Origin of the sequence: Agrobacterium sp. CCNWLW155, assembly GCF_036888815.1 — a bacterium.
Lineage (GTDB): Bacteria > Pseudomonadota > Alphaproteobacteria > Rhizobiales > Rhizobiaceae > Agrobacterium > Agrobacterium radiobacter.
Map to the genome: position 1 here is coordinate 331,897 of NZ_JBAKFW010000004.1, position 19,218 is coordinate 351,114.

Sequence of the window (19,218 nt, forward strand, 5' to 3'; positions counted from 1 at the left end):
TTGTCAGTCGTCATCACCCTGAAACACCACCTCGCGGCGGCGCATGATCGCCGGCATCGCCATCATGATGACGACCATGCCGGACAAAGCGAGCAGCGTGGCGCTGATCGGATGGGTGACGAATGTTGAGAAACTGCCCTGCGAAATCAGCAGCCCGAGGCGCATGTTCTGTTCCAGAAGCGGACCGAGAACGAAGCCCAAAACCAGAGGCGCCGGCTCGCAGCCGATCTTGCGCAGAAAGAAGCCGACGATGCCGAAGACCGCGCAGAACAGAACGTCCACAACGCTGTAGGAAAGCCCATAGGCCCCGATGGCGCAAAACATCAGAATGGCGGGGCACAAGAAGCGGTATGGAATGCCGAGAAGCCGAACCCAGATGCCGATCAGCGGCAGGTTCAGTACCAGGAGCAGCAGATTGCCCACCCACATGCTGGCGATCAGCCCCCAGAAGAGATCGGGCCGCGACTGCATGACCTCCGGTCCCGGGGTGATGCCCTGGATCATCATCGCCCCGACCATCAGCGCCATCAGGCCGTTGGCGGGAATGCCAAGCGTCAGGAGCGGAATGAAAGAGGTCTGCGCGCCGGCATTATTGGCGCTTTCCGGCCCCGCCAGCCCTTCGATCGCACCCTTGCCGAACCGGGATGGATCCTTTGCGATCTTGCGCTCCAGCGCGTAGCTGGCGAAAGAACTCATGATCGCACCGCCGCCGGGCAATACGCCGAGGAAGGAGCCGAGCGCCGTGCCGCGCAGGACGGCCGGAAATGCCTGTTTGAAATCCTGTCGGGTCGGCATCAGCGATCCGGTCTTTGTCGTTCCTGCATCACGCTCCACACCCTGCTGCAGGTTAAAAAGGATTTCGCTGACACCTAGCAGCCCGATGGCCAGCACGACGAAATCGATGCCGTCGAACAGTTCCGCCATGCCAAAGGTGAAACGCTGCTCACCCGATGTCGGATCGATGCCGACGAGGCTCAGCGCAATGCCGAAGGCGACCATGCCGACCGCCTTGACCGGCGATCCGCTGGACAGGAACACGGCAAACAGAAGCCCGAAGATCACCAGACTGAAATAGTCAGCCGGCCCGAAGGCAAGCGCAATGGCGGAGAGTGGCTTTGCGACCACGACGATCAGAATGGTCGCCACCGTGCCGGCAAAAAACGACCCGAGCGCCGCAGTGGCCAGCGCCACCCCCGCCCTGCCCTGCCGGGCCATCGCATAACCATCGATGCAGGTGACGACGGATGAGGATTCGCCCGGCAGATTGACGAGGATCGCCGTAGTCGAACCGCCATATTGTGCACCATAGAAAATGCCCGCAAGCATGATCAACGCCGCCGTGTCCGGCATCGTATAGGTGATGGGCAAAAGCAGCGCGACGGTCGCGGAAGGGCCGATGCCCGGCAGGATGCCGATCATCGTGCCGAGCGTGACGCCCAGCAGACAATAGAAAAGGTTGACCGGCGTGACAGCAACACCGAAACCGAGGGCGATATTGGCAAGAAGATCGGTCATGGCAGCAGGGGTATCCTCTGTCCGAGGCCGACGACGAAAATGAGGATGCAGGCGAGGATGAGCACCGCGGAAAGCAGCAGCACCTCAACCGGCCGGATTCTGCCATAGGCGATGCAGGCGAGCAGGATCAGCACAAAAGCGGCAGCGATGAAGCCCAATGGCTCGATCAGCAGCGCAAAAGCGGCAATGCCGGCCACTGCCAGAAACGGACGCATCTTCGGAGCCGCCCAGGCTTCGGACGGTGTCTTTCCCAACAGATCCTGCAAGAGCAGTGCGATACCGAGCGCGAACATCAATGCCGCGATGACCGTTGGCATGTAGCCCGGCCCGGGCTGGAAATTGGTGCCCATGCTCAGCGGCCGCGCGCCGTAATAAAGCCCGGCGGCGGCCACCAGAAAGAAGACCCCGGACAGAATATTCGCCGTCAGTTTCGAGCTATTTTTGTGTTCGGCCATGTTTTTCTCCCCTCCTCATTGAGGAATACGCCGTGCCTCCCGACACGGCGTATCCAAATATCGAATATCCGGCTCAATCCGCCCAGACGCACCCCTTCGAGCGCATCATGTCGTAACGATCCTCGATATCCATCTTGCCCTGACGGTGCAGTTCCATCATGTGGTTCTCGTGGTCGTCGCGCTCCTGGCAGGCCTTGACGAGTTTCGCGATATCCTTCTCACGCACGACGACAACGCCGTCATCGTCGCCGCAGACGATATCGCCGGGGCTGATCAGTTCACCGCCCACCACGACCGGATGGTTGATGGTGCCGAGCGTGTCCTTGGACGTGCCCTTCATGCAAAGCCCGAGCGAGAAAACCGGAAAACCGATTTCGCGCAGCCCCTTGCCGTCACGCACCGCGGCGCTGACCACGAAGCCGACAATGCCCTTGCCGATACAGGCGGCGGCCAGCACATCGCCAAAGCCGCCCTGATTTGGATTGTCACCGCCATCGATGACCAGCACGTCGCCGGGCTTTGCGAGATTAATGGCTTCGAAAATCATCAGATTATCGCCGATATGGCATTTTGCCGTGATTGCCGGGCCGCAGATTTTCAGGCCGGGCTTGATCGGCTTGATGCGATAATCGAGAGCGCCAAGCTTGCCCTGCGCCTCGTGAATGGTTGCGGGGCTGAATTTGCTGATCGCCTCAATATCAGCCCTTGAGGGGCGCTGGAAATTGCGGATGACATGGGCCATTGGCCGGATTCCTTTCAACAGTGGGTCATGCCCGGGCCACGCACAGGCCCAAGCGTCATTTCGGTTAGTGGTGAGAGAAGCGCCGCTTATTTCGTCCAGGGCTTGCTTTTCCAGAGCTCGGCCAGATTGGCGTTGCCCTTCTTGAGTGCCTCGGCAAATTCCGCCTGGGTCAGGGGCAGCATGGTCAGTTCGCGCTTTTTGGCCTCGGCAAGATAATCCGGGTCCTTCAGCGCCTTCTGGAATGCATCGACCAGCTTGGCCTCGACATCCGCCGGCAGGCCTTTCGGTGCACCAAAACCTGCAAGAAGGCTGAACTGAACGTCGTAACCAGCTTCCTTGAAGGTCGGCACATCTGGCGAGAGCGGCGAACGCTCAGTGCCTGATGTCGCCAGAACACGAAGTGCACCCGAACGATTGTCTGCAAAAACCTCGTTCAAGTTCATGAAACCGAGTGTGACGTGGTTACCGAGCATGGCGAGCCGTGCCGGTCCGCCCCCATTAAAGGGGACGAAATTGAGCTTCACGCCCGCCGCTTCCTCGAACAGCAGGGCGGTGATCTGGCTTGGATGACCGATACCCGTCACGCCAACGACGACCGGGTTCGCCTTGGCCGCTTCAACGAATTCCTTGGCTGTCTTGATCGGCGATACCTTGTTGACCGTCAACGCCAGATCGCCGCCGATCTGGTTGGCGAGCGGCGTGAAGGCGTCCTGCTTATAGCTGGCATTGCCCTGCACGATCGGCGAATACATGGAGGGGAAATTCAACGCCCCGATCGTGTATCCGTCAGGTTTCGCATTGGCGATATAGGTCGCGCCGATCAGCCCGCCAGCACCTTCGCGGTTTTCCACCACGACCGATGTGCCGAGATATTTTTCGAGATAGGGCACCAGCGCCCGCGACTGTATATCGGTGCCGCCGCCGGCCGGATAACCGATGACGAGCGTCACCGGCCGCTCCGGATATTCCGCCGCCGCCCCTCCGGCAGCCAGAACTCCCGCAGCCGCCAACATGCCGAACAGAGATGTCTTCAAACGCATATCTTTTCCTCCCCGATATACTTTCACCGGGGAGGCTAGGAAGAAGCCATCAACAATACAAATACCGAGTTTTCAACTTACCCATACAAATCGTTTATGGGTTGAATGCCGACTCGCGTCTTGCGACGGCCCGCAACAGGTCTCGGAACAGCCTGAACGTCCGCTCGTCCACCTCCCTGTTCCTCAGCAAATGGATGGAGCGATAAATGACGGGATCGGTAATATGAGCGGCCTGAAGCTGACCGGCCTCCTGTTCCTGCTGCACCGAATTCCATGACAGAATCGTCGCGCCAATACCGGCGCTGACGGCGCGTTTGATTGTATCCTGCCCGTCGATCTCCATGGTCACGTTCAGCGTGATGCCGGCGCGGGCGGCGGCCTCGTCGATCGATACGCGCAGCGGGTTGTCCTTCGGCGGCAGGATAAGGTTGAGCCCCGCCACAGCCTCGAGCGGCATCGACCGACCGATGGGTCGGGAAGACACCGCAAAAAGGCTCTCCTTGATGATAAGATCATCGGCCTTGTCCTCCGCGCCGACCAGCGCAACAGCCATATCCACCTTGCCGAGACGAATGAGGCGCAGAGATTCGTCATTGCGCGCCTCTATCAGCCGCAGCGAAACCTTTGGCATAGAAGCGGCAACCTCACTGATGATGTTCGGTGCAAAGGCCGTGGCCCAGGAAGGAATAAGGCTCAGCCGGATCACCCGCTCATCCAGATAGGCCATGGCCCGGATTTCCGCCTCCGCCTGCCGGACCTTCTCGGTAATCTCCCGGGCATGAATAAGGAGTATTTCACCCTTCTCCGTCGCCTTCACGCCGCGCGCCAGCCTGTGCAGCACGGGGAAACCCACCAGCCGCTCCAGTTCCGTGATGTGGTGACTGAGCGCCGGCTGGGCGATCCCCAATTGCCGCGCCGCCGCCGACATGGAGCCGCAATCAGCAATCGCGACCAGATATCGCAGCCTGCGCAAATCCAACATGTCGGCTTAAACCTCCCACCGGTTCGAGATGCGATCATGACACCAAATCGCCGCCGGGGCCTAGAGCAAAAGCACCGTCAAGTGGTTCCACCGGTTTTCAAAGGACCCGACTGCGCATGATGGGGTAAGACAAGATTCTTATGGCCAGCGACCATCGCTTTTCTCCGCCTCTTCCCCATGACACGGTCTTTGCTGCGATGGGGAGCGGGATGGATCCTAAGACCGGTATTTTGCTCAAGCTGGCGGCCATGCTGGCATTCACAGTCATGTCCGCCTGCGTGAAGGGTTTGGAGGGGGCGATTCCGGTCGGCGAAGTCGTCTTCTGCCGGGGATTTTTTGCCCTCATTCCCCTCTGTCTCTGGTTCATCGCCTCCTCCGAGCGAATAACCGTGCCGGCCGCGAAAAATATCGGCCGCCTGCTTGCGGGCAGCTCGGCTGGATTGGGCGGCATGTTCTTCGGTTTTCTGGCGCTCGCCTATCTGCCGCTGGTGAATGTCACGGTGCTGAGCTACACGACACCGCTTTTCACCATCATGCTGGCCGCGCTGCTTTTGCGCGAAAAAGTGCGGATATATCGCTGGTCCGCCGTACTGACGGGCTTCATCGGCGTCTTCATAACGCTCTCGCCCAACCTGGTGTTTGACGCCGTGTCAGGCCCCGCGCAGATCGACAGCATTGCGATGATCGGAACGGCGCTGGCGCTGACCGGCGCGCTTTGCGCGGCCTTTTCCTCCATCGCCGTCCGCCACCTGAACAGCATCGAAAAGCCGTCGCGCATCGTGCTCATCTATACGCTGACGGGTGTCGTCGCCGGCTTCGCCACGCTTGGATTTGGATGGAAGATGCCGGATTTCAACCAGTTTCTGCTGCTCGCCGGCGGCGGGCTTGCCGGCGGCATCGGCCAGATCACCATGACGCTCAGCCTGCGCCATGCCCAGGCCTCCCTGCTGGCGCCGTTCGATTACACGACGATGATCTGGGCGATCGCCCTCGGTTATCTCTTCATGGCCGAAGTGCCGACAGGTGCGACCATCATTGGCGCTTTGACGGTCATCGCCGCCGGGCTGTTCGCCATGTGGCGCGAAAACCGGCTGACGAAACAGGCCGTCAGGGAGCCGACAGCGTAAGCTGTTCCGTGACGCGCTTTTTGTGCAGCCGCCTTTCCCGCCACAACGTGAACAAGCCGGCGGCAACCACGATCGAGGCTCCGAGAATGGTCGTCAGTGCGGGCACCTGATCCATGAAGGCATAACCAATCAATAGCGCCCAGATCATCGTCGTGTAATCGAACGGAGCCAGCAGCGAAGCCTCGGCATAACGCAGGCTCAGCGTCACCAGTATCTGCGCGATCCCACCAATGAGACCGGTACCGATCAGCAGGGTCCATTGCCACGCGGTCGGCATTGTCCAGCCCATGCCGATACTGGCAAAACCGATGACCGTTGTGAGCAGTGTGAAATAGAAAATGATCGCACCGGTATTTTCCGTCTGCGTCAGATGCCGGATCTGGATCATCGATATGGCGGAGAAAAAAGCCGCTGCCAGACCGAACAGACCACCGAGCATGGCAACACCCGACCCGGAGGCGACATCCGAAACATCGAAGGAAAAATGCGGCGACAGGATAAGCACGATGCCGCACAGCCCGAAGACCACCGCCGTCCAGCGATAAATCCTCACGACCTCCTTCAGAAGAAAGACCGCCAGAATGACGGTAAAAAGCGGCGTGGCATAGCTGATGGCCGTCGCATCAGCGAGCGGAATGTAAGCCAGCGCCAGATAGCTGAAGACCATGCCGCCGGTTCCGGAAAAACTCCTCACCAGATGCCCGCCAATGTGGCTGGTCGCCACCTGTTTCCGAAATCCTCCCTGCACGGCCATCCACAGACAGAGCGGTAGCATGGCCACCGCCGACCTGAAAAAAACGACCTGCCCGATGGGTATTTCACCCCTGAGACCGCTGATGCAGGCGCCCATCAGCACCAGAGCGAGCGCTGCGGAGATTTTGAGGAGAATGCCTTTGCGGGAATCCATGGTTCGTTCCTTCGGACGTCTTCGAACCGTTTCACCACGCGGCGGCGGGATATCAAACCTCAAACCCGTGTCCATAGAAACTTCGTCTGACCCCATCAATCCCGCCTCCATGGTAGCTGTTGCTGATGGACAGGGTGCGGATTCCGCTCCGCTTGCCCGCCGCCGTGGGGACAAAAAAGACGTTGGAAACCAATATGGATCTGGAAAAGATCAAGAAACTGATCGAGTTTGTCGGCTCTTCGCGAGTGTCCGAATTGACCGTGAGCCAGGAGGGAACCACGGTCCGGATCATTCGCGAAAACAATGCCGTTTCACAGCACGCGACATCATCGCAGCCCCGCACCGTTCCGGTGGCGGAAGCGGCATCCACCGAGGCACCCCGCGCCGAAGAACAGGCACCTGCATCCGCCACAGCGGCACCGGCGCCCTCCGGCATCGTCGCGGCACCCTCATTCGGTCTTTTCCATCGCGCTCCGAGCCCGGGCTCGGCACCCTTCGCTGAAGCCGGAGACGAGGTTAGGGAAGGGCAGGAACTCTTCATCATCGAAGCGATGAAAGTGTTCAACACCGTGAGAGCCGAACGAAGCGGCAGGATCGCCAGATTCATCGCCAATGACGGCGAAGACGTCGAACTTGGACAGCCAGTGCTGGAGTTCGAATGATGGATGCAACACTTCCAAAGGAAGGAGCCGGGCAAAGGGCATTCGACAGCGTCCTCATCGCCAATCGCGGCGAAATCGCACTCCGCGTGCAGCGCGCCTGCCGTGAACTCGGCCTGAAGACCATCATGGTCTATTCGGAAGCGGACAAGGATGCGGATTATCTGAAGGCGGCCGATACCGCCATCTGCATCGGCCCGGCTTCTCCCGGCCAGAGCTATCTCAACGTGCCGGCTATCCTGCTTGCCATGAAGCTGACGGGCGCAGGCGCTGTTCATCCCGGTTATGGTTTTCTCTCCGAAAGGGCATCGTTTTCGGAAGCGGTTGAGGAAGCGGGTGCGGTTTTCATCGGCCCACGTGCCGACGCCATCCGCACCATGGGCGACAAGATCGCGGCAAAACGGGCGATGATGGAGGCCGGCGTGCCCTGCGTTCCCGGCCCCGATTCCGCCCTGCCGGATGACATGGCGGAGGTTTCGAAAATCGCCACTGAGATCGGCTATCCCGTCATCGTCAAGGCAGCCGGCGGCGGCGGTGGACGTGGCATGCGCGTCGTTCATGATGCCTCCACCCTTCACGACGCCGTTCTCGTTACGCGCGAAGAGGCAAGCCGCGCCTTCGGAACGCCGGAACTCTATATCGAAAAATTCCTCGAACATCCTCGCCATGTCGAAATTCAGGTTCTCTGCGATGGTCAGGGCGGCGGCGTCTGGGTTGGCCTGCGCGATTGCTCGATGCAGCGCCGGCACCAGAAAGTCGTCGAGGAAGGTCCGGCCATCGGCATCCCGCCTGATGTTGCGGCCTTTGTCGGCAATCGCTGCGTTGAAGCGTGCCGCCAGATCGGTTATCGCGGCGTCGGCACCTTCGAGTTTCTTTATGAAAACGGCGAATTCTACTTTATCGAGATGAACACCCGTCTGCAGGTCGAACATCCGGTCACGGAAATGACCTCGGGCGTGGATCTGGTGCGCCAGCAGCTTCTCGTCGCTCTCGGCTATCCGCTGGAAATTTCGCAGGAGGACATCGTCTGCGAGGGACACTCGATCGAGTGCCGTATCAATGCCGAAGATCCCTACAGTTTCATTCCCTGCCCCGGTCTGATCACGGCTCTCCACTTGCCGGGCGGCCCCGGCGTGCGGGTCGATACCCATGTAACAGCGGGCTATCGGGTTTCCGCCCATTACGATTCCCTGATCGCCAAGCTCATCGTCCATGCGCCGACGCGCGAGCAGGCGATCATGCGCATGCGCCGCGCGCTTGGCGAAATGCGCATAGAAGGCGTCTCCACCAACCTGCCGCTGCATCGGGAAATATTGGAAGACCCGGCCTTCTCCGAAGGCGGCACTGACATCCATTACCTCGAACACTGGCTTGCAGCGCGGAGTTCAAAATGAAGCGACAGTCTGTTTCGATATCCCGCTACAGCGAGCCTGGCATCATTGCCGATCTTGCCGCTTACCTTGAGCGCAACAACGTATCCGCCATCGAAATAGAGACGCCGGATGGGTCACTGAAGATCGTCGCCATGGCAGGGGGCCAGGCTCCTGCCGCACCGCGCCCCGCCGAGACGGCCAAGGCGCCGGCAAAGACCGGAGACATCCTTGCCCGCGCACCGATTGCCGGCATCTTCACCCCAGCGCATCCGCAGCGCCCCGACAGCCCGATCCAGACAGGAAAATCCGTAGTGAAGGGCGAAATCGTTGCATTCGTGACAGTCGGACCCGTGATCGTTCCGGTGATCGCCGACAAAGCCGGCACCGTCACCGAAGTGGTGGCAGAAGCCGGTGCGCTTGTCGGATATGGCTCCACCCTTCTCAAGACCGAAGCATGATGGTGACGTCAATGAGCAACCTCCCGCTGAAAACGCCCCACCTTTCCCCCGCCCATCTGGGCCTGCCGAAAATCTCGATGATCGGCAACAAGACCTTTCTGATCGAAGCGCCCGGCGAGCTGGACCTGCCTGCACAGCGGCGCATCTGGGCGCTGACACGCGCGCTGAAGGACCGCCCCGATGTGCTGGAACTGATACCCGGCATGACCAACCTCCTGATCGTGCTGCGTGGTACGCCTGAAGATGCCGGGCGTTTGCAGGACGAGCTTCTCGACATCTGGCAACGCACCACCGAACTCGATCTTCTGGGCAAGACCATCGAGGTGCCGACGACCTATGGCGGCGAGCACGCCATCGACCTTGCCGCGATCTGCGATTATTCGGGTCTGCCGGACAAGGAAGTCGTGCGCCTGCACTTCGAGCAGACCTATACGGTTTTCGCCGTCGGCAGCGCGCCGGGCTTTGGTTATCTCGGCGGTCTCGATCCACGCATTTTCATGCCACGCAAGAAAGTCCCGTCGCTGCGCATGCTGAAAGGCATGGTGACGATCGGCGGTATGCAGTCTGGCATCTCGGTCCTGACCGGGCCTAATGGCTGGAATTCGCTGGGTTTCACCGAAATCACCATGTTCGACGCCACGGCCGAGCAGCCGGCGGTGCTTGCGCCCGGCGACCGGGTTCGTTTCCTTCCTGAAAGGATCGAACTATGATCCATATTCTTGCCTGCGGACCGCTGAACACCGTCCAGGATCTTGGCCGCGCGGGTTACCGCAATATCGGCATCACCGCCACGGGCGCGATGGATCCCATCGCGCTCAGGGTCGGCAATATCCTCGTCGGCAACGGCGAAGACGCCGCCGCGATTGAAATCCAGACCTTCCCTTTCCGCATCGAGTTCGAAGAGGCACTGACCTTCGCCGTGACCGGCGCAGATTGCTCGGCACGGCTTGATGGTGCGGACCTGCCACCCTACTGGTGTGTGCGGGCCGAGAAGGGTCAAATCCTCGAGCTTTCGACCCCATTGAAAAGTGCGCGTGCCTATCTCTGCCTTCAGGGCGGCATCGACGTTCCGGTCGTCATGGGATCGCGCAGCACCTCGCTTCGCGGCTCTTTCGGCGGCCATGAAGGACGCCATCTCGCCACCGGCGACAGGCTTGCCGTTCTGCCATCCGAGACCCCGCCGCTGCCCTCAAACGGTCTTGGCGTCATGCCGCTTGCCGATGCGATGCCGGACATGTTTCCGGTGTCCGACAATGGCGAATTGCTGCTGAGAGCCATTCCGGCCGCCGAACACGATCTTTTCGGCGAAGGCGCAGACCGTTTCTGGTCGGAAGCCTGGAAAATCACCTCGCAGAGCGACCGCACCGGCTATCGGCTTGCCGGCACACCGATGACACTTTCCGCCCCGGTGGAGCTGCGTTCTTATGGCGTCATTCCCGGCGTGGTCCAGGTGCCGCCAAGCGGCGAGCCAATCATCCAGATGAGCGACGCAAACACGGCCGGCGGTTATCCCAAGATGGCCGGCATCATCGACAGCGATCTGTGGCGGCTCGGACAGGCGCGCATCGGCAGCCGCATCCGCTTCGTGCAGGCAACGGTGCGCGAAGCGCTGGAAGTCGAACAGGCGATCGACGCCTATTTCGCGGATATCCGCAAGACCCTGCCGCTGATTACCGCCGCACTCGGCACGCTCGCAAAACGATAATCCTGAAAAACAAGGAGAGGGAACCATGAAGATCGATGTTAATTCCGATATGGGCGAAGGTTTCGGCGTCTATAAGGTCTGCGACGACGAGAAACTTATGGAAGTCGTCTCTTCGGCAAATATCGCCTGCGGATTCCATGCGGGCGATCCGGAAATGATGGCGCGCATGGTGCGTCTGGCCAAACAGAACGGCGTCGGCGTCGGCGCTCATCCGGGCCTTGCCGACCGTCTCGGCTTTGGCCGCCGCGAAAATTCCCGTCGACGCGGAAGAAATGGAACAGCAGGTTCTCTACCAGCTCGGCGCGCTATCGGCGATTGCGAGGGCGCAGGATGTCGCGCTTTCTCACATCAGCTTCCATGCTGCCATGGGCAACATGATCAACCGCGACGCGGCCCTTGCCGAACGGATCATGAAAAAGATCAAAGCGGTCGATCCCAATCTCATCGTCTTTTCGATGCCGGACATGCTGATCGAAAAGGCCGCGCTGGATTGCGGGCTGAAGGTGCTCAATCTTTTCCTCGCCGACCGGGCCTATGATGTGAAGGGGCAGCTCGTGCCGCGCAAGCTGCCCAATTCCGTCATCAAGGAAGAGACGAAAGTGCGCGCGCGCGTGCGCCAGTTTCTGGAAAAAGGCACCGTCACGACAATCGAGGGCGAGATCATCCCCATTCGCGCCAGATCGATCCTCCTTCACAGCGATACACCCGGTTCGCTGGAGCTTGCTCGCACGGTGCGCAGCGAAGTGGAAGCCTGCGGGGGCAGCGTCGTTCCGGCCCGCGAAGTAGTCGTCTGAGGGCGGCCCGCTTTCCTCTTATCATTGACAATCAAACAATTACGGCACCGTGCATCATTTCTGGAGCACGGTGCCATTACATTTTCAGGTATTTTTCGTCGGCCGAACCGGTGAACCGATCCGGCAGAGGAAGTATCAATTCAGCTGGATCACGTGATTGCTGTCGTTTGTCCAGCTCAGTTTCACCCGGTCGCCGGCCACGCTGACGGCATTGGTGAACCCTTCCGTCTGGGTCTGCCTGTAGGCGATCATCGGCTCGCCACTATCCAGCCGCAGGTAGTAGTGCAGCATAAAACCGCGATAGACGACCTGCTCCACTTTTGCCGTCGTGGAATTGCTGGCGTTTTCACCCGCGTCGGCCGCAAGCGGCGAAACCGAGATCGCCTCCGGGCGAACCGTGACAACAACCTTGTCGCCCTGGACCGTACCCATGTCATCCACATCCAGCCGCACCCCGGCACCGGTCACAAGCCGTGCGGCGCGGCCGTTGCGTTCCACCACACTCGCCTCGAAGAAGTTCGAGGCGCCGATGAAACCAGCGACGAAGCGCGTCAGCGGCTTCTGGTAGATTTCACCTGCCGGCGCGATCTGCTCGAGATTGCCGTCCCGCATCACGGCGATCTGGTCCGCCATGGTCAGGGCCTCGTCCTGATCATGCGTCACCATGATGGTGGTGAGGCCAAGCCGCTGCTGCAGGCTGCGGATTTCAACCTGCATGCTTTCCCGAAGGCCCTTGTCGAGTGCGCCAAGCGGCTCGTCCAGCAGCAGCATCGAAGGCTCGATCACCAGAGCGCGCGCCAGTGCGACACGCTGCTGCTGGCCGCCGGAAAGCTGCGCCGGCAGCCGGTCGCCGAAGGCGTGCAGCTGAACGAGATCGAGCGCCTGCTTCACACGCCCTTCCCGATCGGCCTTGGAAACGCCCCGCATCTCGAGACCGAAGGCGACGTTTTCGGCAACGGTCATATGGGGAAACAGGGCGTAGTTCTGAAACAGCATACCGACATTGCGGCGATGAACCGGGGTGCGCGTGGTCGGCTTGCCGCCGACCACGATTTCACCCGAGGTGGGATCGACGAGCCCCGCAATCATGCGAAGGCAGGTCGTTTTCCCGCATCCGCTCGGACCGAGAAGCGCCAGGATTTCCCCTGCCTTGACGGTAAGCGAAACATCATCGACGGCAACGACCTGACCGCTGTAATGCTTGGTCAGTCTTTCCAGGCGGACTTCTACGGATTTCATCTGCGTTCCCTCAGCCGTTAAAGGTCTGGTTGTATTTTTCGAGCCACTGCGCGCGGCGCGGAATGATGTATTTCCAGTCCGGCGTGAAGAGGTTCAGCGATTCCATCTTCGCTTCCGGATAGGCAAGGAATTTCGCCGTATCCGCGCCGAACTCGATGCCCTTGACGGAGGGGGCGCTGAGCGTGGCTTCAGACAGCATCTTCTGCACGCCGGGGTCGAGGATGCGGTTGATATAGGCGAGAGCGAGATCGCGGTGCGGCCCGCCCTTGACCAGCGCGATGGAGTTGATGCCGGTGAAAGCGCCTTCCTTCGGGAAGGTCATGTCCAGCGGCACGCCCTTTTTGGTGTGTGGATAAACGGCCTTGGAATATTCGATGCCGCCGAAATCCGCCTGGCCCTGCGCAACCATCATGGTCTGCGCTTCCGCATCATAGATGGAAAGGACGTTCGGCTTCAGGTCGGCAAGTTTCGCCCAGCCTGCATCGGTGGCATATTGCGCTTCTTTCAGCGGTTTGCCGGTCGCAAGTGCGGCCGCCACCATCAGCATCAGAACGCTCTGGGTATTCTTCGGCGTATTCAGAAGCATCCGGCGGGCATATTTCTTGTCGAACATCTGTTCGTAACTTTCGAACGGCTTGCCCGTTGTCGGATTGTAGAACAGGCCGGCAATCGAAATTGCAAAACCGACGCCGAAATTGTCTTCGAAAAGATAACGGGAATAGACGTTCTTGAGGTTGGGGATTTCGTCGATCGGCAATTGCTCGATCAGGCCTTCCTCCTTGGCCTGGGGAACGCCGACATCGTCCATCGACATCACGCTATATTGCGGATTTTCGCGGGTGGCGCGCAGCGTGGCGATATTGGCAAGCGTTGCGCCTTCAGTCGTCAGGACCCGGCACTTATATTCCTTTTCGAAGGCCGGGATCACTTCCTTCTTGATCAGCCCGCCCTGTGCCGAATTATAGACGCCGACATACATGGTGCGGTCCTGCGCGGAAGCCGCGGTATAAAAATAGGGTGTGGCGAGCGCGCCTGCGGTGACTGTGAGGAAACTGCGCCGTTTCATGATGATGGTCTTGTCTGTCATTTCCGGTACCCCTCTTGTTGTTGATTTACATTGCCATTGCCCGGCGCAGACCAACCAGCCTGTCGAGGACGAGCACGACGGTAACCGCCAGAACGATGATGATGGTGGACATGGTCGCGACCGAAGGATCAAAGACCGTACCGATCTGGCGATAGAGAACGATGGGCACGGGCAGGTTCGCGGAATCGGCCAGCCACATCGAAACGGGATAATTGTCAAAAGAAACCATGAAGCAGAAGATCGAGCCGGAGGCGACACCGGGCGCGATCTGCGGAAAGATCACCCGCGTGAAGGTTTTCCAGCGGGTGGCGCCAAGCGTGCGCGCCGCTTCCTCGAGGCTGACATTGACGAGCTGGAGGCTGGTCAGCACCGTGCGGATCACATAGGGCGACGTCACCACGGTATGGGCGATGAGAAGCTTCAGCTTGGTATCCATCCAGCCGTAGCCGGAAAAGAGCTGCAGCAGCGCAAGGCCGGTCACCAGCACGGGAAAGATCAGCGGCGAAAGCAGTAGCCCCTTCATCAGCGAGCGGCCGATGAATTTACCCCGGGAGAGCGCGAAGGCTGCGGGAACGCCAAGTGCCAGCGACAGAATGGTGGTCGCCACCGCAAGCGCCGCACTGAAGGTGAGGCCGGCGGTGAATTCCTCGTTCTGCATTACCGCCGCATACCAGCGGAAGGTGAAACCCTGCGGCGGGAAGGTGACGAAATAGCTGTCGGAAAACGAGATGGCGACGACAAGGACGATCGGAGCCAGAATGAAGACCATCATGGCAGCGGTGATCGCATAAAGGACGATGGCGGGTGTGCCGGTCAGCTTGTTGTTCATGATGCACTTGCCTTGATACGACGCCCGCCGAGCAGCCTCATCGAGACGGCGTTGATCAGAATGACGATGAAGACGAGGATGGTGGCGATGGTGGCGCCGAACGGCCAGTCATAGACCGCGAGAACCTGCTGTTCGACCATGTTGCCGAGCATTTGCGAGCCGGGACCGCCGATCAAAGCGGGAATGACATAGGATGCGGAGGCGAGCGAGAACACCAGCGTGAAACCCGCCACGAGGCCGGGAAGGCTGAGCGGGAAAGTGATCCGCAGGAAAACTTTCCACGCTGGCGCGCCGAGCGTGCGCGCGGCCTGCTGCAGATTGGGATCGATCTTGCCGAGCGCGGACGACAGCGGCAGCACCATCATCGGGAAGAAGATGTGCAGAGAGCCGATGATGACGGCGGCGTCCGAAAAAAGCAGCGTCAACGGGCAATCTATGATGCCCAGATTCATCAGGATGTAGTTCAAGAGACCGGTCGGACCATTGCCCAGAATGAGCTGCCAGCCGTAAGCGCGAACCACGACGCTGACGGCCAGCGGTGCGATGACGATCAGCGTGATGATGCGGGTCGTGACGATATTGCCGCGCACGAGAACGGTCGCGACCGGATAGGCGAGTATAGCCGCGAGAGCCGAAGTGATCAGGCTGATGCGGATCGTCGCCCAGAGCACTTTCTGGTAAAGATCGACCTCGAAAAACCTCACATAGTGGGCAAGCGTGAAGGGCGCACCGATCAACCCTTGCGAATTCTGCGTCATGACGCTGAAGGTCATCAACCGAATTGCCGGCCAGAAGAAAAAGATCGTGAGAAAGATCAGAAGCGGCAGGATGAGTATGCCGGGCGAAAACAGCCGGCGCTCGATGGCTTTCCAGCCGGAAACTCCACGGCGTGGCGGGGCATGTGGTTCCATGATCGCAATATCCGACATCTATACTCCCGTCGCGTTGAATACGGCACGAGGCATCGCGTTGAGCCGAACGAAATCGTCCAGGCCCTATGACTAGAATTTGCTGGGTGTGCTCCCTGTCGAGGTATCCGGTCTTTTGCCGGCCCCTGTCGCATGTTTCTGCATTTTCGCGCCGGTTACCTCTTTGGGTAATATTGTCCGATGCGTCGTTCCCTTGTTGTTGTCAGGAGCTTAGGGGCTAAGCCGACGCGCTGCATAATAGTTTATTGCTCTTAGGTCATCGCATACGAGTATGGACCTGCGCCCTCTCAGAGCGATGCATCAAAATCCCGTATGACCTCACATCGAAGTCGTATTGGGGAAACGGCGGAAATTTCCCGTAACCTCTTTGTCATGCACTGGCACCACGAAGATGCCTGCCTTCACCGTTACAATCGGAAATGATCCATGCCCGCTATCGCCCAACGCCTTAACAACGTCACCGTTTCAGCCTCGCTTGCCATGACCCAGAAAGCCCGCGACCTCGCGGCTCAGGGCATCAAGGTCATCAGCCTGTCGTCCGGCGAGCCGGATTTCCCGACCCCTGCCCACGCGGTTGAAGCGGCGCATGCGGCCGCCCTTGCCGGCGATACGAAATATCCGCCCGCCGACGGAACGCCTGCCCTGCGTGCCGCCATCCAGCGGAAGTTCAAGCGGGATAACAATCTCGACTACGATCCAAGCCAGATTCTGGTGGCGGGCGGCGGCAAGCAGATCATCTTCAACGCCATCATGGCCACCTGCGACCCAGGCGACGAAGTCGTCATCCCCGCGCCGTCCTGGATCAGCTATGCCGATATCGTCAAGTTCTCGGGCGCCGTGCCGGTACCGGTGGTTTGCCCCGAAAATAACGGTTTCCGCCTGCGGGCCGAAGATCTCGAAGCCGCCATCACCCCGAAAACCAAATGGCTGCTTTTCAACTTCCCAAACAACCCCACCGGCGCCGCCTGCTCGCGAGCGGAAATGAAAGAGATCGCCGAAGTCATGCTGCGGCATCCGCATGTCTGGATCATGACCGACGACATGTATGAGCATCTGATCTATGACGACTTCGAATTCTGCACCATCGCCGAAGTCGAACCGCGGCTCTATGATCGGGTTCTGACCGTCAACGGCGCATCGAAAGCCTATGCCATGACCGGCTGGCGTCTCGGCTTCTGCGGCGGCCCGAAGGACCTCATCAAGGCCATCAGCAACGTCAACACCCAGAACAGCGGCGGTGTCGCAACCATCGTACAGGCTGCCGCCGTCGCGGTTCTCGACGGCCCGCAGGATCTGCTGAAGGAACGCGCCGATATCTACAAGACGCGCCGCGATTTCGTGCTCGACAAGCTCGCCGAAATCGACGGCATCCGCTGCCACAAGCCGGAAGGCGCCTTCTATATCTTCCCGAACATTGGGGCGCTGATCGGCAAGACGACAAAGGGCGGCAAGAAGATCGAGAACGACACCGATTTCGTCATGGCGCTTCTCGCCGAACATCACGTTGCGACTGTGCAGGGTGCGGCCTATGGCTTGAGCCCCTTCTTCCGGCTTTCTTATGCCACCAGCATGGAGAACCTGGCCGAAGGCTGCGCCCGCATCGCCGAATTCTGCAATGGAATGAAATAGGGAGAGCAGCATGTTGGGAGGAAGTGGCCGTGTCATCATGGTTTCCGGCGCATCGCGAGGCCTTGGCCTTGCGATCGCCAAGAGGCTTCACGAAGCCGGTTTCACCGTCGCGGCGGGAGCGCGAAATCCGGCCGCTGTTGCGGTAAAGGACCGGCTTTCAGCTGATCGATACGATGCGGAAGAGACGGGCTCGGCCGAGGCCTGGGTTGAAGCCGTCGCAACAAGATATGGCCGGATCGATGGTCTGGTAAATTGCGCCGGCATCAACCCCAAGGTACGGGTCATGGATGCGGGCGAAGAAAGCCTCGACCAGATGTGGCGCATCAACGTCAAGGGCCCCCTGAGGGTAACACGCGCCGCCATCCCTCATCTCGTCAAGTCCGGACAGGGCAGGGTCATCAATGTCGCCTCGCTGGCGGGACGCCGCGTTGGCTCCAATGTCGGTTATGCAATGACGAAATTCGCCGTCGTCGCCCTCACCCACGGTATCCGACAGGAGTTGTGGGACAACGGCGTGCGCGCCACTGCCCTCTGCCCAGGTTACATCGCGACCGACATGACAGCAGGCGAAACGGAAGTCAGCCGCGAGGATATGACCCAGCCGGAGGATCTCGCTGAAATGGTGGAAACCCTGCTTTGCCTGCCGAACAACCTTTCGGTGGCCGAATTGCTGGTGAATTGCCGCAAGGAATCAATGCTTTAAGCTTTTTTGCGCGCGGTACGGAAAGACCATGCCGCGCGTAGTTTTAAAACCGGCCTGACCCTTTTATTTCAGGGTCTCCGCCAGTTGCAGCAATATCTCCTTGACGGCCAGCGCAGGCTCGGAGAGCGGCGTATTGTCCGATACGCAGAAGGACAGCGTTTCCTCGATCATCGGGCTGGCGATCTGCCTTACAACGATTTCCTCATTGGATTCCGCCACGATACGATCGGCGATGGCCTTGGGCGTTATGGTCGCGCCAAGCCCGGCATCCACGCCGCGCGCGATGGTTCTTACCGATTCCAGCTCCGCCATGACGATCAGATCCTTGCGGCTGCGGGTGAAAGCGAGATTGATGGCGCGGCGTACGAAATTATAGGTCGGCGGTAGAAGGAAGGGCAGAAACGCCAGATCCGCCACCGTGATCGGCGCGTCGCCCGGTTCCACGCCGAAGCTGCGATGCACGACCAGCACGAATTCCTCACGCAACAGCGGCGTGAACTTGACGCCCCTGATCGGCCCGGTGCCGTGAATCAGGCCCATTTCCAAACGGCCATTCATGATCATCTGACTATAGGGCTGGCTGACGCTTTCCGTGATGTGCAGCAGAATGCCGGGATGAAGCCGCTTGGTTTCTTCCATCAGACGCAGCGAGAGCGTGGCGGCGCTGCTGAAAGGCGCAAGCCCCACCGACACCTTGCCGGAAAGCACCGCGCCCGCTTCCAGCGCCTCCGCCTGCGCCTGCTCCATCTGTCGCAGAATGACCTGCGCATGCCTGTAGACGACCTTGCCGGCATCGGTCATGACCACGCCCTGCTGGCTTCGTGTCAGCAGTTTCTGGCGGAAATGCTCCTCGATACTCGCCAGTTGCTGGCTAAGCGCCGGCTGGGCAATATGCAGCACATCGGCCGCCCTGGTTATGCTACCCATGTCGACAATCGTGATAAACGATTTCAGGCGCCTGATATCCATCTGCTGTTGATCATCCCATTACTGCTTGCAGGAATAAGATGCTCAATTTGCAGACAAAGTCCATCTTCCATTTCCC

At 59.8% G+C, this 19,218-nt stretch carries 19 protein-coding genes and 1 pseudogene; 9 read left to right on the forward strand and 11 right to left on the reverse strand.

What is annotated here, in order from left to right; translation table 11 throughout:
• Nucleotides 1–3: 3 nt before the first annotated feature.
• The 5 genes from V6S97_RS16035 to V6S97_RS16055 all read right to left on the reverse strand — a co-directional run bounded on the left by V6S97_RS16035 (nucleotide 4) and on the right by V6S97_RS16055 (nucleotide 4,734).
• On the reverse strand, nucleotides 4–1,515 hold the full coding sequence (locus V6S97_RS16035; protein WP_020810701.1) for a tripartite tricarboxylate transporter permease: 1,512 nt from the start codon (nucleotides 1,513–1,515) through the stop codon (nucleotides 4–6).
• Entirely contained in the window at nucleotides 1,512–1,970 is a 459-nt protein-coding gene (locus tag V6S97_RS16040) for a tripartite tricarboxylate transporter TctB family protein (RefSeq protein ID WP_080864691.1), read from the reverse strand. Before V6S97_RS16040 ends, V6S97_RS16035 begins: the two co-directional genes overlap by 4 nt.
• A gap of 73 nt (nucleotides 1,971–2,043) precedes the next feature.
• The gene (locus V6S97_RS16045; RefSeq protein WP_003505971.1) at nucleotides 2,044–2,712 is read right to left on the reverse strand and encodes a 4-carboxy-4-hydroxy-2-oxoadipate aldolase/oxaloacetate decarboxylase; all 669 of its coding nucleotides are present in this window, start codon (nucleotides 2,710–2,712) and stop codon (nucleotides 2,044–2,046) included.
• An 86-nt stretch (nucleotides 2,713–2,798) separates the two neighbouring features.
• On the reverse strand, nucleotides 2,799–3,752 hold the full coding sequence (locus V6S97_RS16050; protein ID WP_003505969.1) for a tripartite tricarboxylate transporter substrate binding protein: 954 nt from the start codon (nucleotides 3,750–3,752) through the stop codon (nucleotides 2,799–2,801).
• A 94-nt stretch (nucleotides 3,753–3,846) separates the two neighbouring features.
• Nucleotides 3,847–4,734: a LysR family transcriptional regulator gene (locus tag V6S97_RS16055; RefSeq protein ID WP_020810704.1), complete on the reverse strand. Its 888-nt coding sequence runs from the start codon at nucleotides 4,732–4,734 to the stop codon at nucleotides 3,847–3,849.
• 209 nt (nucleotides 4,735–4,943) lie between these two features.
• On the opposite strand from V6S97_RS16055, the gene V6S97_RS16060 reads away from it, so the two are divergent.
• The gene (locus V6S97_RS16060; protein WP_020810705.1) at nucleotides 4,944–5,861 is read left to right on the forward strand and encodes a DMT family transporter; all 918 of its coding nucleotides are present in this window, start codon (nucleotides 4,944–4,946) and stop codon (nucleotides 5,859–5,861) included.
• Here V6S97_RS16060 and V6S97_RS16065 read toward each other — a convergent pair.
• A complete protein-coding gene (locus V6S97_RS16065) occupies nucleotides 5,842–6,768 on the reverse strand; it encodes a DMT family transporter (RefSeq protein ID WP_080864689.1) in 927 nt (308 codons plus the stop codon). The genes V6S97_RS16060 and V6S97_RS16065 overlap by 20 nt on opposite strands.
• A 194-nt stretch (nucleotides 6,769–6,962) precedes the next feature.
• Here V6S97_RS16065 and accB point away from each other — a divergent pair, with 194 nt between their 5' ends.
• From accB to V6S97_RS16095, 6 genes and pseudogenes are all read left to right on the forward strand, one after another.
• Nucleotides 6,963–7,430: an acetyl-CoA carboxylase biotin carboxyl carrier protein gene (gene accB / locus V6S97_RS16070; protein ID WP_003505959.1), complete on the forward strand. Its 468-nt coding sequence runs from the start codon at nucleotides 6,963–6,965 to the stop codon at nucleotides 7,428–7,430.
• A complete protein-coding gene (gene accC, locus V6S97_RS16075; protein ID WP_111834237.1) occupies nucleotides 7,427–8,821 on the forward strand; it encodes an acetyl-CoA carboxylase biotin carboxylase subunit in 1,395 nt (464 codons plus the stop codon). The genes accB and accC overlap by 4 nt, the downstream gene beginning before the upstream one ends.
• The gene (locus tag V6S97_RS16080; RefSeq protein ID WP_112357193.1) at nucleotides 8,818–9,258 is read left to right on the forward strand and encodes a biotin/lipoyl-containing protein; all 441 of its coding nucleotides are present in this window, start codon (nucleotides 8,818–8,820) and stop codon (nucleotides 9,256–9,258) included. The genes accC and V6S97_RS16080 overlap by 4 nt, the downstream gene beginning before the upstream one ends.
• Nucleotides 9,255–9,968, forward strand: a complete 714-nt coding sequence (gene pxpB, locus V6S97_RS16085) for a 5-oxoprolinase subunit PxpB (protein WP_112357194.1) — start codon at nucleotides 9,255–9,257, stop codon at nucleotides 9,966–9,968. The genes V6S97_RS16080 and pxpB overlap by 4 nt, the downstream gene beginning before the upstream one ends.
• Entirely contained in the window at nucleotides 9,965–10,963 is a 999-nt protein-coding gene (locus tag V6S97_RS16090; protein ID WP_112346887.1) for a biotin-dependent carboxyltransferase family protein, read from the forward strand. Before pxpB ends, V6S97_RS16090 begins: the two co-directional genes overlap by 4 nt.
• Before the next feature lie 25 nt (nucleotides 10,964–10,988).
• Nucleotides 10,989–11,757, forward strand: a pseudogene (locus tag V6S97_RS16095) (5-oxoprolinase subunit PxpA).
• A gap of 135 nt (nucleotides 11,758–11,892) precedes the next feature.
• Here V6S97_RS16095 and V6S97_RS16100 read toward each other — a convergent pair.
• Genes V6S97_RS16100 through V6S97_RS16115 form a run of 4 tightly spaced genes read right to left on the reverse strand, consistent with a single transcriptional unit; the run spans nucleotide 11,893 to nucleotide 15,841 of the window.
• Nucleotides 11,893–12,996, reverse strand: coding sequence for an ABC transporter ATP-binding protein (locus tag V6S97_RS16100; RefSeq protein ID WP_020810713.1), 1,104 nt, complete (start codon nucleotides 12,994–12,996; stop codon nucleotides 11,893–11,895).
• A 10-nt stretch (nucleotides 12,997–13,006) separates the two neighbouring features.
• Nucleotides 13,007–14,083: an ABC transporter substrate-binding protein gene (locus V6S97_RS16105; RefSeq protein ID WP_003505945.1), complete on the reverse strand. Its 1,077-nt coding sequence runs from the start codon at nucleotides 14,081–14,083 to the stop codon at nucleotides 13,007–13,009.
• Between the two features lie 25 nt (nucleotides 14,084–14,108).
• Nucleotides 14,109–14,912, reverse strand: coding sequence for an ABC transporter permease (locus V6S97_RS16110; protein ID WP_003505942.1), 804 nt, complete (start codon nucleotides 14,910–14,912; stop codon nucleotides 14,109–14,111).
• On the reverse strand, nucleotides 14,909–15,841 hold the full coding sequence (locus V6S97_RS16115; RefSeq protein WP_112357197.1) for an ABC transporter permease: 933 nt from the start codon (nucleotides 15,839–15,841) through the stop codon (nucleotides 14,909–14,911). Before V6S97_RS16115 ends, V6S97_RS16110 begins: the two co-directional genes overlap by 4 nt.
• A gap of 426 nt (nucleotides 15,842–16,267) precedes the next feature.
• Between V6S97_RS16115 and V6S97_RS16120 the strand changes: the two genes are divergently transcribed.
• Together V6S97_RS16120 and V6S97_RS16125 are read left to right on the forward strand one after the other, a co-directional pair.
• Nucleotides 16,268–17,470, forward strand: coding sequence for a pyridoxal phosphate-dependent aminotransferase (locus tag V6S97_RS16120; protein WP_003505938.1), 1,203 nt, complete (start codon nucleotides 16,268–16,270; stop codon nucleotides 17,468–17,470).
• Nucleotides 17,471–17,480: 10 nt separating this feature from the next.
• Nucleotides 17,481–18,173 (forward strand): SDR family NAD(P)-dependent oxidoreductase, encoded by a 693-nt coding sequence (locus V6S97_RS16125; protein WP_003505937.1) that lies wholly within the window; start codon nucleotides 17,481–17,483, stop codon nucleotides 18,171–18,173.
• A 63-nt stretch (nucleotides 18,174–18,236) separates the two neighbouring features.
• Here V6S97_RS16125 and V6S97_RS16130 read toward each other — a convergent pair whose 3' ends face one another.
• Entirely contained in the window at nucleotides 18,237–19,142 is a 906-nt protein-coding gene (locus tag V6S97_RS16130) for a LysR substrate-binding domain-containing protein (protein WP_003505935.1), read from the reverse strand.
• Nucleotides 19,143–19,218 lie beyond the last annotated feature (76 nt).